General features: G+C 59.8%; 9 protein-coding genes and 3 rRNA genes (1 of these 12 running past the window's edge). 4 read left to right on the forward strand and 8 right to left on the reverse strand.

Annotated elements, in window-relative coordinates; genetic code table 11:
• From R1A29_RS00020 to rrf (R1A29_RS00030), 3 genes are all read left to right on the forward strand, one after another.
• Window positions 1–467: ribosomal RNA gene (locus R1A29_RS00020) — 23S ribosomal RNA — on the forward strand (it extends 2,424 nt beyond the left edge of the window).
• Between the two features lie 155 nt (window positions 468–622).
• A 5S ribosomal RNA gene (gene rrf / locus R1A29_RS00025) occupies window positions 623–738 on the forward strand.
• 106 nt (window positions 739–844) lie between these two features.
• A 5S ribosomal RNA gene (gene rrf, locus R1A29_RS00030) occupies window positions 845–960 on the forward strand.
• A gap of 73 nt (window positions 961–1,033) precedes the next feature.
• On the opposite strand, the gene R1A29_RS00035 is transcribed toward rrf (R1A29_RS00030), so the two are convergent.
• The 4 genes from R1A29_RS00035 to R1A29_RS00050 form a co-directional block, all read right to left on the reverse strand.
• Window positions 1,034–2,212 carry a PepSY-associated TM helix domain-containing protein gene (locus R1A29_RS00035; RefSeq protein WP_438300298.1) on the reverse strand — a complete coding sequence of 393 codons (1,179 nt, stop codon included), beginning with the start codon at window positions 2,210–2,212 and terminating at the stop codon, window positions 1,034–1,036.
• A gap of 76 nt (window positions 2,213–2,288) precedes the next feature.
• Window positions 2,289–4,790 (reverse strand): TonB-dependent siderophore receptor, encoded by a 2,502-nt coding sequence (locus R1A29_RS00040; RefSeq protein ID WP_438300299.1) that lies wholly within the window; start codon window positions 4,788–4,790, stop codon window positions 2,289–2,291.
• An 86-nt stretch (window positions 4,791–4,876) separates the two neighbouring features.
• Entirely contained in the window at window positions 4,877–5,890 is a 1,014-nt protein-coding gene (locus R1A29_RS00045; protein WP_438300300.1) for a FecR domain-containing protein, read from the reverse strand.
• Window positions 5,890–6,390: a sigma-70 family RNA polymerase sigma factor gene (locus R1A29_RS00050; RefSeq protein ID WP_438300301.1), complete on the reverse strand. Its 501-nt coding sequence runs from the start codon at window positions 6,388–6,390 to the stop codon at window positions 5,890–5,892. Before R1A29_RS00050 ends, R1A29_RS00045 begins: the two co-directional genes overlap by 1 nt.
• 311 nt (window positions 6,391–6,701) lie before the next feature.
• Here R1A29_RS00050 and R1A29_RS00055 point away from each other — a divergent pair, with 311 nt between their 5' ends.
• Window positions 6,702–8,582: a methyl-accepting chemotaxis protein gene (locus R1A29_RS00055; protein ID WP_085712595.1), complete on the forward strand. Its 1,881-nt coding sequence runs from the start codon at window positions 6,702–6,704 to the stop codon at window positions 8,580–8,582.
• 58 nt (window positions 8,583–8,640) lie between these two features.
• Here the strand turns inward: R1A29_RS00055 and R1A29_RS00060 are convergent, their stop codons facing one another.
• Genes R1A29_RS00060 through R1A29_RS00075 form a run of 4 tightly spaced genes read right to left on the reverse strand, consistent with a single transcriptional unit; the run spans window position 8,641 to window position 14,234 of the window.
• Window positions 8,641–9,108 carry an SRPBCC family protein gene (locus R1A29_RS00060; protein ID WP_085748542.1) on the reverse strand — a complete coding sequence of 156 codons (468 nt, stop codon included), beginning with the start codon at window positions 9,106–9,108 and terminating at the stop codon, window positions 8,641–8,643.
• Window positions 9,109–9,131: 23 nt separating this feature from the next.
• A complete protein-coding gene (locus R1A29_RS00065; protein WP_438300302.1) occupies window positions 9,132–12,521 on the reverse strand; it encodes an amino acid adenylation domain-containing protein in 3,390 nt (1,129 codons plus the stop codon).
• A gap of 13 nt (window positions 12,522–12,534) precedes the next feature.
• Window positions 12,535–13,464, reverse strand: coding sequence for a diiron oxygenase (locus tag R1A29_RS00070; protein ID WP_127796537.1), 930 nt, complete (start codon window positions 13,462–13,464; stop codon window positions 12,535–12,537).
• Window positions 13,461–14,234 carry a DUF3050 domain-containing protein gene (locus R1A29_RS00075; protein ID WP_408987243.1) on the reverse strand — a complete coding sequence of 258 codons (774 nt, stop codon included), beginning with the start codon at window positions 14,232–14,234 and terminating at the stop codon, window positions 13,461–13,463. The genes R1A29_RS00070 and R1A29_RS00075 overlap by 4 nt, the downstream gene beginning before the upstream one ends.
• Between the last annotated feature and the right edge of the window lie 617 nt (window positions 14,235–14,851).

Below are 14,851 nucleotides of genomic sequence, written 5' to 3' on the forward strand. Positions count from 1 at the left end.
TACTCCGGGGATAACAGGCTGATACCGCCCAAGAGTTCATATCGACGGCGGTGTTTGGCACCTCGATGTCGGCTCATCACATCCTGGGGCTGAAGCCGGTCCCAAGGGTATGGCTGTTCGCCATTTAAAGTGGTACGCGAGCTGGGTTTAGAACGTCGTGAGACAGTTCGGTCCCTATCTGCCGTGGACGTTTGAGATTTGAGAGGGGCTGCTCCTAGTACGAGAGGACCGGAGTGGACGAACCTCTGGTGTTCCGGTTGTCACGCCAGTGGCATTGCCGGGTAGCTATGTTCGGAAAAGATAACCGCTGAAAGCATCTAAGCGGGAAACTTGCCTCAAGATGAGATCTCACTGGAACCTTGAGTTCCCTGAAGGGCCGTCGAAGACTACGACGTTGATAGGTTGGGTGTGTAAGCGCTGTGAGGCGTTGAGCTAACCAATACTAATTGCCCGTGAGGCTTGACCATATAACACCCAAGCAATCTGCAGACTCGAAAGAGGCCAGATTGCGGTGTGTGAAGACGAAAGAACCGAAAGTTCGACGCTTACAAAACACCGAAAACTATCCCATACCCAATTTGCTGAAGCGAGGCCAACCGGTCACGAGTCAGTACCCGAATTTCTTGACGACCATAGAGCGTTGGAACCACCTGATCCCATCCCGAACTCAGAAGTGAAACGATGCATCGCCGATGGTAGTGTGGGGTTTCCCCATGTGAGAGTAGGTCATCGTCAAGATTAAATTCCGAAACCCCAATTGCGAAAGCAGTTGGGGTTTTGTTTTAGTAGAAGTCACCAGTTTTTGCCGGTGCGTTACTGCGGTAACGGGCTGGTCACAGAATTTCTTGACGACCATAGAGCGTTGGAACCACCTGATCCCATCCCGAACTCAGAAGTGAAACGATGCATCGCCGATGGTAGTGTGGGGTTTCCCCATGTGAGAGTAGGTCATCGTCAAGATTAAATTCCGAAACCCCTGTCTGCGAATGCAGACAGGGGTTTTGTCGTTTCAGAGCCTGCAAAAGCCCCATCTTCAAACTGCTCTGCGTGCCTTGCTGCTTCGACGAGCCTGCCATTTTCGCCACCAGATGTAGACGCCAGTCCCGGACAACCCCGCAATCAGAACACCCAATACCGCGATCATCACTTGCCCGGTAAAGCCTATGATCCGTCCCCCGTGTATCGGCAGCTGCAACCGATAAAACCGCTCTCCCAACGTCCCTTCTCCTGCAATCTCCTGCCCCAGTAATCGTCCGTCGGTACCGTGGAAGAACAACCAGGATTTGCCGTGGGCCTCGGTGTCATGCTGTCCAAACCCTGCGCCGTAGAAGTTGTACTCAAAGCTGTAATACAACTCCCCGATAGCCGCTGTAAGCCCCAACCTTTTTCCCTCCTGCTGGGCCCTTTCGTAGGCCTGTTGATAACTCAAGCGAGTGATCCCTAACTCATCGGCAGGCATTCGACCTCGGGCCTCATATACGCTCGGTTCAATCGGAGAAAACAGCGACACCACCGGTTTGAAGACCTGGCTCGGCAAGTTCATGGCCACGCTGCTGACGGCTATCGGCAGCAATAACAACCATAGCCACAAGCCCCCCGCCCGATGCAGATCGAAGTTGAGCCGATAGGCATGCCCGCCCTTGATCTTCCAGGCGCTCGACCACTTCCTCCAAAAGGGTTTGCCTCGCGGCAACGTCAGCCAGAGAGCGATAAAGCAATCGATCACCCAGGCAATGGCCACCAACCCCATCAACAGCAACCCCCAATTCCCGGGCAGCGTCAGGTTGTAGTGGAACTCGAGAATGAACGGAACAAAGTTCTTTCGCTGGAAACAGCACTCGCCCCAATAGCGCTGGCCCTTTTGTTCGCCGCTGACCGGATCGAGGTAAAACACCTGATTACGCTCATCGAAAGGTTTGCCCGTCGCCGGATCACTACGTGGAACTGCCGCCAGCAAGGCTGTGTGGCCTGCCTCATTCGGGTACTCCATGTACCAGACCTGAAGCTTGGGATGTACGGATTGCACCGCATCGACCAAATCGCCTGGCAGTAAACGCTGCCCCTCAGCCGAAGCTGCATAAAACCCCGGGTTCAGCCACTCATCCAACTCATGGTTGAACGCGAGAATGCTCCCCGTAATCCCCGCCAACAACAGAAAAGCCGCCGTGGCCAGCCCGATATACCGGTGCAGTAAAACCAAAAACGAACGCATGAAAATTTCCCCACGAATACGACAAAGCCAGTCCCTGAAGATCAGGGACTGGCTTTTTTATGCACAAGACAAAGGCTTAGAACTGGTAGCTGACCGTGGCAGCGACGTTGCGCTCTTCGCCCATGTAGCAGAAGTTCAGACTGGCGCAGGAAGCCACGTAGGATTCATTGGTCAGGTTGTTCGCATTCAGGCGTACATCGACGCCCTTCAAACCAACCTTGCCCAGGTCATAACCGATCGACGCGTCGAACAAGGTGTAGGACGGCACCTTCATGGTGTTCTCTGCATCCGCCCAGCTATAGCCGACGTAACGCACACCACCGCCCACTCGCAAGCCATCAAGCGCCGCGCTGTCGAACTTGTAGTCCGCCCACAGCGAAGCCATGTGCCGCGGCGCCTGGGTTGGCGAGTTGCCTTTGTTCTCGATCACGTTTGTCGGGGTACTCAGGGTGCTGACCATCGACTTCGAGTATTCGATATCGGTGAAAGTGTAACTACCGAGCACTTTCAGATTGTCGGTGAGCTGCATATGCGCTTCCAGTTCCAGACCCTGAGAGCGGACAGCGCCTACAGCGCGATAGAAGTTCTCCTGCGGCAGTTTGGTCGCCAGGTTTTCCTGATCGATGCGGAACAGCGAGGCCGTGAACAGATTGTCGGTGCTGGGTGGCTGGTACTTCAGACCTGCCTCCCACTGCGTGCCATCCGTCGGGGCCAGTGGATTACCGGCGCTGTCGGCATAGGAGTTCGGGTTGAACGACTCCGAGTAGCTGATGTACGGCGCCAGGCCGTTATCGAACAGATAGAGCGCCCCGACACGGCCCGTCAGTTTGGTGCGTTTGTCACTGATCTCAGTGCCGACCGGGCGGCTCACTTCGGCAATCCGGTTCTCCTCGGACGTCTCTACCCAGTCCTGACGTAGCCCGAGCGAGAAGCGCCATTTGTCCATTTCAATCAGGTCCTGCAGGTAAACCCCGGTCTGCTCCAGGCGCCGCAGATAACTGGTCTCACCATACATATCGATGGCGGCATTGCCGTACACCGGATTGAACGCATTGATCGGCGCCAGACCTCCGCTGGTCCAGTCGACCACGGTTTTGCGCCGCTGGTAATCCGCCCCCATCAGCACCGTGTGCTTGGTCGCGCCGGTGAAGAATTCGGCCTGGAGCATGTTGTCGACGATGAATGCATGCAGGCGCTCGTCACCGCCGGTGTAGTAGCGATTCAGTTCGTTGCTGGTCGGCGACGTCCAGCCATAGGCGTACACCTGATCCATGTTCACTTTGGAGTCGAGGTAACGGAAATTCTGCCGCGCGGTGAAGACGTCGTTGAAGCGATGCTCGAACTGATAGCCGAACGACTGCTGATCGCGGGAATAGCCATCGACTCCCGGTTCGCCTTCGAAGAAGTGCGGCGAGATGCGGTTGCCGTTGCGCTGATGAATCGTGCCGTCGGCCGGCACGCCACCGTGGTAGCCGCCATCCGGGTCATGCTGCAGATAGGCCTGCAGGGTCAGCGAAGTATCTTCGTTGAAGTCGATGCTGACGGTCGGTGCGAGAGCGAAGCGCTTTTCCTTGTTGTGGTCGAATTGCGTGTCGGACTGATCCGTCAAACCGATCAGACGATAGGCGATACGCTTGTCGTCATCGACCGGGCCGCTGAAGTCAAAACCGACACCGCGCTGGCCCTGAGTGCCAACGGTGGCTTGAACCTGATGATAGGCCTCGTACAGCGGTTTCTTGCTGGTCAGTGCCACCAGGCCGCCCGGGGAGCTACGGCCGTAGAGCACCGACGACGGGCCTTTCAGGATATCGACTCGCTCGAGGAAATACGGATCGACCTGCATCGTGCTGTAGGTGCCGCTGTCGCCCATGGATTTGAGGCCGTCTAGATAGATGTTATCCACCGAACCATCGTTGAAGCCGCGCATCGCCACGTAGTCGTAACGGTGTGTGGCGCCATAGGGGTTGGTCAGCACGCCGGGGGTGTAGCGCATGGCCTGGGACACGGTTTGCGAGCCCTGATCGTCCATTTGCTCGCGGGTGACCACGGACACGCTTTGCGACGTTTCCAGCAGCGCGGTACTGGTTTTGGTGGCGATCTGACTGTGTGTCGCGTTGTAGCCGTCCATGCTGCCCAGTGCGTTGCCGAGGGCGAAGCCTTTAATATCGGTGGTTGGCAGGGCCAGTGCTTCGGTTTCCGCAATCGAGCGCAGGACGTAGCTGCTGCCGTCCTGGCTGACCGCCTCCAGACCTGAGCCGCCCAGCAGATGGCTCAACGCCTGATCGGTCGAATACTCGCCCTGCACGCCGGGTGATTGTCGGCCTTGAGTTTGCTGCGGGGTCATCGACAAGGTGATGCCGGCCTGGCGCGCAAACTGATTCAGCGCCTCGCCCAATGGCCCGGCGGCGATGTTGTAGCGGTGGCTGTTGACCTCACTGGCGCTCGCCGCGACGCTCAGGTTCGGCAGCAGGCCGACGCCCAGTGCGGTGGAGAACAACGCGGCCCGAATCGCTTGGCGCAGAAGGCCCGATTCGGCAGTGAAATTCAGAGGGTTCTTACAGGTAACGCGCGCAGTCATTGTAGGTTTCCGTGGCAAGTCGCGAAGGCTGAATTGAAGTGCTTACTGACTAAGCCGGTCGTGCCACGAAAACCCGCCAAAAAATTTCAGACCGCTCGTTCCAGCGTTACCCACCAGCGGGTGCGATAGCGCAACTGCACCGGCAAGGTCTGCGGCAGGATCGCCAGCAGCTTGTCGGTGTCATCGAGGCGGAACACGCCGGACAAACGCAGATCGGCGACTTGTGCAGCACAACTCAAGAAGCCTGGACGATAGCGACCAACCTCTCTGAGGAAGTCGCCCAGGCGCATGTTGCGCGTCACGATCAGCCCGTCGATCCAGGCGCCGGCATCCATGTCCAGCGGCGGAGCAGGGCGCGCCTGATGGTGGTCGATCAAGTAACTCTGACCGGCAAGCACCTCGGTGGAAGCACCATCGCCAGACCGTGGCGAAAGAATCGCGACCCGGCCACTGGTGACGCTCAGGCGCGTGCAATCGGCTTCCTGACGCAGGATGAAGCGCGCGTCGAACGGCTCATAGGTGCCATGACGACTTTGCACTCGCAGCGGTCGATCAATCGCCGAACCTTCGCCGGCGCCGCCGCAGGTCACGATGATCTCGCCCCGAGTCAATTTGATCAGTCGCTGTTGCGCCGTATAGTCGAGGTCCACGGCGCTGGCCGTGTTCAGTTCGATCCGCGTGCCATCGGGCAGCTGGAATCCACGGCGCTCGCCGGTGGCGGTGGCGTAATCGGCGCTCCATTGCTGCCAGGCCGACGTATCTCTGGCCAGCCATGCGGCGGAGCCCATCAACAACGCACCGGACAATAGTTTCATCGCCTGGCGGCGACCGAGGCCCTGCGCGCTGTTTTCCAATGTGTTGAATGCGACTTGTGCGCCCGGCACGGCACGCAGGTTGTGGGTCAATTCGTTTTGCAGCGACTGCACCCGTTGCCAGGCCAGTTCGTGATCGTGGTGCTCGGCGCGCCACTGTTCGCATTGGTGGTTCAAGCGTGAATTGCCATGATTGTTGCGCAGGCGCAGCAGCCAGTGGATCGCCTGTTTGACCACTTTCTGCTGTGGCTCGGCGCTGCGGGCGGCTGAAAAGTTATCCACCGGCATCAGCTTTCGTACCGCAGCACGTAACAGTGATACAGCGCATCGGCGACGTAGCGTTCCACCGAGCGCAAGGACAGGCCCATCTGCTCGGCGATCTGCTTGTGGGTCATACCTTCGCACTGCGCCAGCAGAAACGCCTGACGCACTTTGGGCTTCAGTCCTTCAAGCATGCGGGCGATGCTTTCCAGCAGTTCGATCACCAGTGCGCGGGCCTCGGCGCCGGGTGTCTCGGCTTCGGGCAAGTGAGCGATGGTTTCCAGGTACGCGCGCTCGATTTCTTCGCGACGCCAATGGTCGATCACCAGTCCGCGAGCAATGGTGCGCAGAAACGCACGGGGCGCCTTGAGTTCGAGGCGTTCTGTGCGTTGCAGCAGGCGCACGAAAGTGTCCTGCGCCAGATCCGCCGCATCGGCCGCATTGCCCAGTCGCGCGCGCAACCAACCGTTGAGCCAGCCGTGATGACGACTGTAAAGCGCCTGTACTGCAAACTCAGATGAGGACATGAACGCGACAGCCCGAACGTCACAAATGATAATTAGTCGCATTGTCATCAAGGGTTACAGAATTTGCAACCGGCGCTGCAAAACAGTCATCAAAAAATGAAAGACGAACGCTCTGGCACGCCGTTCGGCGGGAAGCTGGCAGAAATGCCGTCCATTTCCTACAAAACGCTAAGTTTTCTCCGAATCGTGCCGACAGACTGGTGAGACATGCGTGCACCAAAGTAGAGCAGCCATCAGAACGCTGCCTGCGCTGTACATGGAATGTTGCATCCGGAACGCATCCCCACTTTTGGCATAAGAAGTCCCATGAAATGAATCTCAAGTTCAGCCATAAAATCCTGTTGGCCGCCTCGGGCGTCGTGGTCCTGGCGTTCGCGCTGTTCACTTTGTACAACGACTATCTGCAGCGAAATACCATTCGCCAGAACCTGCAGTCCTCCGTCCAGCAGGCCGGCGACCTGACCGCCAGCAGTGTGCAGAACTGGATGAGCGGGCGGATTCTGGTGCTGGAAAACCTCGCGCAGAACGTCGCTCATCAGGGCAAGAACGCCGATTTCCCGGGGCTGGTCGATCAACCGGCCTTCACCTCGAACTTCCAGTTCACCTACGTCGGCCAGGCCAACGGAGTGTTCACCCAGCGTCCTGACGCGAAGATGCCGGACGGCTACGACCCGCGTCAGCGCCCTTGGTACAAGCAGGCCGTGGCCGCTGACCAGACCATGCTGACCCCGCCCTACATGGCCGCCGTCGGCGGTCTGGTGGTGACCATCGCCATGCCGGTGAAAAAGAACGGCGAGCTGCTCGGTGTGGTGGGCGGTGACCTGAGCCTGGAAACCCTGGTGAAGATCATCAACTCGGTGGACTTCGGTGGCCTGGGCCACGCATTCCTGGTCAGCGGTGACGGTCAGGTGATCGTCAGCCCGGATAAAGACCAGGTGATGAAGAACCTCAAGGACATCTACCCGAACGCCGATGTGCGCATCCAGAAGGGCAACCAGAACGTGGTGCTCAACGGTCAGGAGCGCATCCTGTCGTTCACCCCGGTCACCGGTCTGCCGAATGCCGAGTGGTACATCGGTCTGTCGATCGATCGCGACAAGGCCTACGCAGCACTCAGCCAGTTCCGTACTTCGGCACTGATCGCGATGTTCGTCGCTGTAGGCGCAATTGCGGTATTCCTGAGTCTGTTGATCACTGTGCTGATGCGTCCGCTGATCACCATGGGCCGCGCGATGCAGGACATCGCCCAGGGTGAAGGTGACCTGACCCGTCGCCTGGTGGTGGAAAGCAAGGACGAGTTCGGCGAGCTGGGCAGTTCGTTCAACCAGTTCGTGGAACGTATTCACGCGTCCATTTCCGAAGTGTCTTCCGCGACTCGCCACGTACACGACCTGTCGCAACGAGTGATGGCATCCTCCAACGCTTCGATCATCGGTTCCGACGAACAAAGCGCACGCACCAACAGCGTGGCCGCCGCGATCAATCAACTGGGTGCCGCCACTCAGGAAATCGCCCGCAACGCCGCCGATGCTTCGCAACACGCCAGCGGCGCGAGCGAGCAGGCCGATGACGGTCGTCAGGTGGTCGAGCAGACGATTCAGGCGATGACCGAGCTGTCGCAGAAGATCAGCCTGTCGTGCACCCAGATCGAAACCCTGAATGCGAGCACCGACAACATCGGCCACATTCTCGATGTGATCAAAGGCATCTCCCAGCAGACCAACCTGCTAGCGCTCAACGCGGCCATCGAAGCGGCCCGTGCCGGTGAAGCAGGACGTGGTTTTGCGGTGGTGGCGGACGAGGTGCGCAACCTTGCTCACCGCACCCAGGAATCGGCGGAAGAGATCCACAAGATGATCACCTCGCTGCAGGTCGGCTCCCGCGAAGCGGTGACCACCATGAACGCCAGTCAGGCGTCCAGCGAAGAGAGCGTCGAAGTGGCGAACCAGGCCGGTCTGCGTCTGGTCAGCGTGACCCAGCGCATCGGTGAAATCGACGGCATGAACCAGTCGGTGGCAGCGGCGACCGAAGAGCAGACCGCCGTGGTGGAAACCCTCAACGTCGACGTCAACCAGATCAACCTGCTGAACCAGCAGAGCGTGGCCAACCTCAATGAAACGTTGAAGGATTGCGATGCGTTGTCGCAGCAGGCCAACCGTTTGAAACAACTGGTCGACAGCTTCAAGATCTGATCGCTTGCGGTCAAAAAAAGCCCGCTGCGGAGTGATCCGCAGCGGGCTTTTTCATGCCTTACACAAACAGCTTCAGCACATTGCCCATGGCGTCATCGGCAAATCCCTGGACGAAATCCTTGAACCCCGGCAGCGCTTCCGGGCCGCCGGAGGCCGGCTCGGCAATGATCGTCCAGGTCGCCCGCGACTTGCCCGCGCCCAGCGATTCCACATTCATCGCCGCCCACAGGTTGGCCACGCCCAGGGTGTTGTAGATGGTGGTCCAGGTCATGCTCAGCGCCTGGTCGTCCCGGGAGTTGAGTTGCTCGACTACCACGTTGCCATCCTTGAAGAATTTCTTGCGCAGGGAAGACACGCCTTCGCCGGTCATCTCGATGTGCGACAGCGCTGGAATGAAACGGTCGAAGCCGTCGAATTTTCCGACCACTGCCCACACCTGTTTGGCGTCCACCGGCACTTCCACCGAAGACACGACGTGGCAGCCGTGAGGGTTTTTGATCAGGGTGTCGGGTTGCAGATTGCTCATGGTGTTGCTCCTTGGTGGTTGAGTCAGATGAAGTTGATTTCTTTCAGGTAGTCGCAGCCGCGACGCAGCAGCGCCGGGGATTTTTCCGGGTAATGCGCGCCCATCTGCTGCACGCCGGCCTGGGCGTTGGCGTGGCCGATCAGGGAGATGTCGCCGATGTCTTCCTCGAAGCCGTTGAGGTAGAAGCCGAGCACGCCGAACAGCGCATTGTCGGCATCGACCCGGCCCAGTTGCTGTTGCCAGTCGGCGACGCTGACCAGCGCAAACTCGCTGCCGGTTTCGCGGAATGACGCGACGTAGGCATCCCAGCTCAGGGGCTCCGGGTTGTGCAGGTTGAACACCGCCCGTTCGGCCGAGTAACGGCTGGCGTGGAAGGCGATGAAACGGGCGAGAAAGTCCACCGGCATCAGGTCGAAATTCAGCGCGAAGGCCGGCACCTGCCCGAGCTGGATCGAGCCCTTGAGCATCAGCATCAAACGGTTCTTGTGCGGCTGGCAGACGCCGCTGAGGCTGTTGAAACTGATGTTGCCGGGCCGATACAGATTGACCCGCACCCCACGCTCCCGCGCCCGTTCGAGGATGCGTTCGCCGACCCACTTCGACAGGTTGTAGCCGTTGCGGATGTAGATCGGCGGCGTCGGTGCAGCGGGCAATTCCAGCACCCGGCCTGCGTCATCCACGGTGCTGGAGGCCGACAGCGTCGAAACGAAATTGAACACCTTCTTGCTGCGCCCTTCGCACAGGCGCAGCAGTTCGAAAATCGGCTCGACGTTGTCCGCCGCCAGCGACTCGTAATCGAGCACGTGATTGACGTTGGCGGCGTTGTGCACCAGGGCGCCGAACTCGCGATCCAGTCGCTCGAAGTCGTCATCGGCGAGGCCCAGTTGCGGCCGGGTGATGTCCGCCGAATAGACCCGCACCCGACTCAGGTCCAGATGCTCCAGCCGATTCTCTCGCAGCGATTGGGCAAAGCGCTGCGCCGCCGTTTGCCCGCCGCCGTCGCGCACCAGGCACGCCACCTCGCTGGCACCCCATCCCAGCAACGCCTCGACGATGTGCACGCCGACAAAACTGTTGGCGCCGGTGACGATCACCTTGTGCACATCGCCCATGCGGCTGATCGGCAACGGCTCGATATCCAGCGGGCGCTCGGCGTCGGCCATGGCCTGGGCGCTGAGCACCGCGCTGTCATCGGTGCCGCGCACCAGCGTGGCGAGCTTGGCGATGGTCGGCAGTTCGATGAAGCGGTTGATCGAGATGCTGCGGCCGAATTCCTCCCGCAGACGCAGGAGCATGCGCGACAGCAGAATCGAGTGACCGCCGAGATTGAAGAAGCTTTCATCGGTGGAAATGTCGCTGGTCGGCAGCTCCAGCAACTCGCCCCAGATCTCCAGCAGCAGCGCTTCATCAGCGTTGGCCGGCAGGCATTTGGGTCCGCTGTCCTGCACACTGACCGGCAGCTCCAGCAACGCCTTGCGGTCGACTTTGCCGTTGGCGGCGAACGGCATGTTCGGCAGTTCCGTCCACGCCACGGGCTGCATGTAGTCGGGCAGGAATTGCTGGGCATGTGCCTTCAGCGCATCGCGGGCGGCGTCCGATTGCGGCTGGGCGAGGAACGCCAGAATCCGCCGCTGACTGTCGATCACCACGGCGATCTGCCGATACAGCTGGCTCTCGCGCAGGCACCGTTCGATCTCTTCCGGCTCGACCCGGAAGCCGCGGATCTTCACCTGATTGTCGCGACGTCCGCACAGCTCGATGCCGTCCTCGCCCCACTTGGCCATGTCGCCGCTGCGGTAGGCGCGCAGACGCTGGCCGCCCGGCAACGCCAGGTCCAGATAGCGCTCGGCGGTCTGCTGCGGATTGTTCAAGTAACCCAGGCACACGCCGGGGCCGACGATGAACAATTCGCCCACCGTTTGCTCCGGCACCGGTTGCAGATCGTCATCGAGGATCAGCACCTGACTGTTGGCAATCGGCCCGCCGAGGGTGCGATTGCTGTCGCCCGGTTGCAGCTGCCGCGCGGTAATCAGCACAGTGGCTTCGGTAGGGCCGTAGAGGTTGTGCAGTTTGCCCTGGCGCGTCAGTTGCTCGATCACGAAGGGCTCGCAGACATCGCCGCCGGTCATGATCTGCCCGACGCTTTGCAGCTGCTCCAGCGGCAGAATGCTCAGCAGTGCTGGCGGCAGGAACGCGTGGGTCAGTTGCCGACGGCGGATCAACGCCACCAGTTGCAGCGGATCGCGGCGCTGGTTGTCGTCGGGCACCACCAGTTCCGCGCCTTCGAGCAGGGTCGGGAAGATATCGATCAGCGACGAGTCAAAACTCAGCGACGAGAACTGCAGCACCCGACTCTCGGCCTGCAACTGCACGTAATCGGCGTACCACGCGGTGAAGTGCGCGAGGTTCGCCTGACTCAGCAGCACACCCTTCGGATGCCCGGTGGTGCCGGAGGTGTAGAGCGCCATGCACGGTGAATCGAGCTCGGGGCGGCGCAGCATCAGCGGTAGCGCCGGATCGACTTCAGTGCGGTCGATGCGGCAGACATCCAGCCCCGGCATCGAATCGCTCAGCGGGTGTTCGCCGTCATGCAGCAACAACACCGCTCCAGCGTTTTCCAGAATGTACTGCTGGCGCTGAAGCGGATGGCTTGGCTCCAGCGGCAGATACACCGCGCCGCTGCCGAGAACCGCCAGAATCGAAGCAAACAGCGCATCGCATTTCGGCAGGCAAATCCCCACCACCCACGGTTGCGGATGTTCCTCCAGCATTGCCAGCAACGGCTGCTGGATCGCCCGGCTGTGATCATGCAACTGGCGATAGCTGATCGACTGCTCGGCGAGGTGCAGCGCCGGGCGCTCGGCGTGCTCGATCAAGCTCTGTTGCAGGCGCTCGATGACCGGCATCTGCGCCTGTTGCAGCAAGGCCGGATTGGCCGTGGCATTGAAGCGATGGACATAGGCCAGGCTGTCGATAAACAGCAGGTTTTCCACCTGCTCGAAGTCCGGCGCGCGGGCCGTCGTCGCATGCTGGAAATACTCGGCATCGCGGGAAAAACGGCTGACCAGCAGTGCCACTTCGTCCACCACCAGCGCGAGTGTTCGCTGGCGCAGGGCCTGACCGTTGCCGGAGGGTTCGTCGGCGATGGGCACGCGGCTCAGCAGTGTCGAGTTGCAGAGGCATAGCAGATCGAGCACCGGCAGTGCGCCGGCGCCCGTTGCACCGATGCCCAGACGCAAGGTCAGGTGCGGTGTCACGCCGTAACCCTGTGGTGCAAGACTGCCGTCGTCGATCACCAGATCCATCGATGGAGCCGCTTCCGACAGCAATGAATGACCGTGTTGTTCGAGCTCCAGCGCCAGGTCGGTCAAGGCCTGGCTGCGGCCCTTCAGCAAAATGTCGAGACGTCTCATGTCAGCCTCCGTGTCAAACCAGGTAGTCGCGCAGGGCGTGCTGTACGCACGGTGTGTCGAGCAGTGAGCTGTTGTGGAAAAAGCGCACGATGTTGCCCACCAGTGGGTGGTGTCGATTGATCGGGAAGGCCAGCCCGGCCATCTCGTCCTTCAGTGCGCGGCGGGTGGCATCGTTGACCGGCAAGGCATCGATCAGGCGCAGGTCGAAGGACTTCTGGATGTCGTTGGTCAGGTAGTGGCCGATGAACACCGGCAAGATCTGCGCGATGCATTCGCGATCCGCATCGCTCGCGGTGTGCCAGTAGATGCGCACCATCCGTGCCCAGAAACTCGAATGACGGCCCTCGTCGAGCAAGTGGTCGGCCATCAGGCCCTTGATCGACGGCTTGACCGTGTCGTCCCGGGCGAATGCCGCAACATCGCCGGTCACGGTGTTCTCGGCGATGGCCACGCAGATCAGTTCCACGGCGCTGCGCAAGTGTTCCGGGGCCAGTTCGACGGCGGCCGGAATCGCCCGGCTCAGTTCGATTTCATTTGGCAGCTCGATGGGCTCGATGCCGGTCATGGCCACGGTCTGCTGCATGAAATCCATCGCCACCAGCGCGTGGTAATCCTCGTCCACGACCACGGTCATGGCGTCGTAGCGACAGGCGAACGGGAAAGCCACGGCGAAGCGATTCTTGGCGATGCTGCGGGCGGTCTTGTCGACGATCTCGGTCTCGAAAATCACCACGTCGTTGATGAACTTGTACAGCGTCTGCACCAGGGCAAAATCACGCTGTTCCGGGCATTCGCGCAGGAAGGTTTCACTGAGCACCAAGGGTTGGCGGCTGAGCGGATAGATCAGCCGCGCATCGTCCTCCAGTACGCGGCGCGGCCGGGTGCGGATGGTGGCGCGGCTTTCCCAGGCGTCGGCGAAGGATTGGTAGTCGGCGGCGTTCATTCGGCCACCTCCGCCAGCGGCTCGCGCATGCTCAGGCGCAGGCCGTCCCACAGGGCGATGCGGCTTTCCACGGCAGCGATGGCGCTGGCATAGACCTCGGCCTCACGCTGCGGATCGCCATCGACCAGGCGCTCCAGCAGTTGCTCGGCGGCCGGGCCGTGGTCTTCGGAGTCGACTTCGATGTGTCGCTCCAGGTAGTAACGGAAGGTCGGCGCCTGTTCGACACCGATGCCCCAGGCATCGAGCATGCGCTGGAACATGGTCGGGATCACGCTCTCGCGGCCATGCAGGAAGGCGGCGGCGACGCTGTGCCCCGGCGCATGCAGCGCGGTGTGCAAGGTGTCGCGGACGAACTGCGCAGCGGCCGGGTCGACCTCGACACTTTGCAGCGCGACGTCATAGCTCACGCCCTCCTGTTGCAGCGCGACAAAGCGCTCCACCGCCGTGGTGCTCGCACCGACTTCGCGCATCGCATCCAGGTACAACTCGAAATGACTGTAATGCCCGTGAGACAGCCGATCGTCCGACTCTTCGCCAAGCACGATTTCATTGATCAATCGTGCGGCATGGGGGTCGCGCGGTGGCAGCCACGGCAGTCGGGTGCAGGTCAGTTCCTGTTGCAGGCGTTTGGTCAGCGACATGAAATCCCATACGGCAAAGACATGGGATTCCATGAAGCGTCGCAACACCGACAGCGAATCGATTTCGGAGAAGATCGGGTGAACGCTGAGTTCGGCTTTCTTTTGGGCGAGTTGTTCTTTAGTTGGCATGATGCGAGCCTCTGGCTTATAGGGATATAGGGATTGCTCAATCAATGGCTAACAACGTTGGATAGAGTTTCCAGGCGAGCGATAGCCTCATTCGTTTCGATGAAAGTTGAAGTTGTATCGAGAGGCCTGCTACATCGGAACGTCAGCAAGGGCTGACGTGCAGCGGGCCATATTGTTGGAGCTTGCCGGCTTTTCGGTTCGGTACAAAACCCGGCGTAGAAAAACTAATACATCGCAAAACAACTTAACAAGTATATTTTTAATTAATTTAAGTTTGCTGTTTTTCAAGTATGAGTGGGGTCGATAAAACTTTTAATTTAAGTTTTATTTGGGCGTAGTTGCTCCTTTCGGCCTTTAAAGGCCAAAATTGAATAACAAGAGTGAATGCCTCACTCAAAGCAACTTTTAAAGTAAGTAATTGAAATGATCTGAGGGGATGAAGTTGGCCTGATACGGCGGCGAATCTTCCTTTTCCCGTGACAAGGCTCCTTCCGTAGGTTCCTGTTGCGGAGACTGCTGCCGGGGCGGCGCGTCCCCGTTCTATTTGGGTTGGCGATTCAAGGGTGCGCGTAAATCGGCGCCGCGGCTATCGTCGAAAATGACTTCCTTGCGGTGCA

Origin of the sequence: Pseudomonas sp. NMS19W (assembly GCF_051554255.1) — a bacterium.
In the GTDB taxonomy this organism is placed as follows: Bacteria; Pseudomonadota; Gammaproteobacteria; order Pseudomonadales; family Pseudomonadaceae; genus Aquipseudomonas; species Aquipseudomonas kribbensis.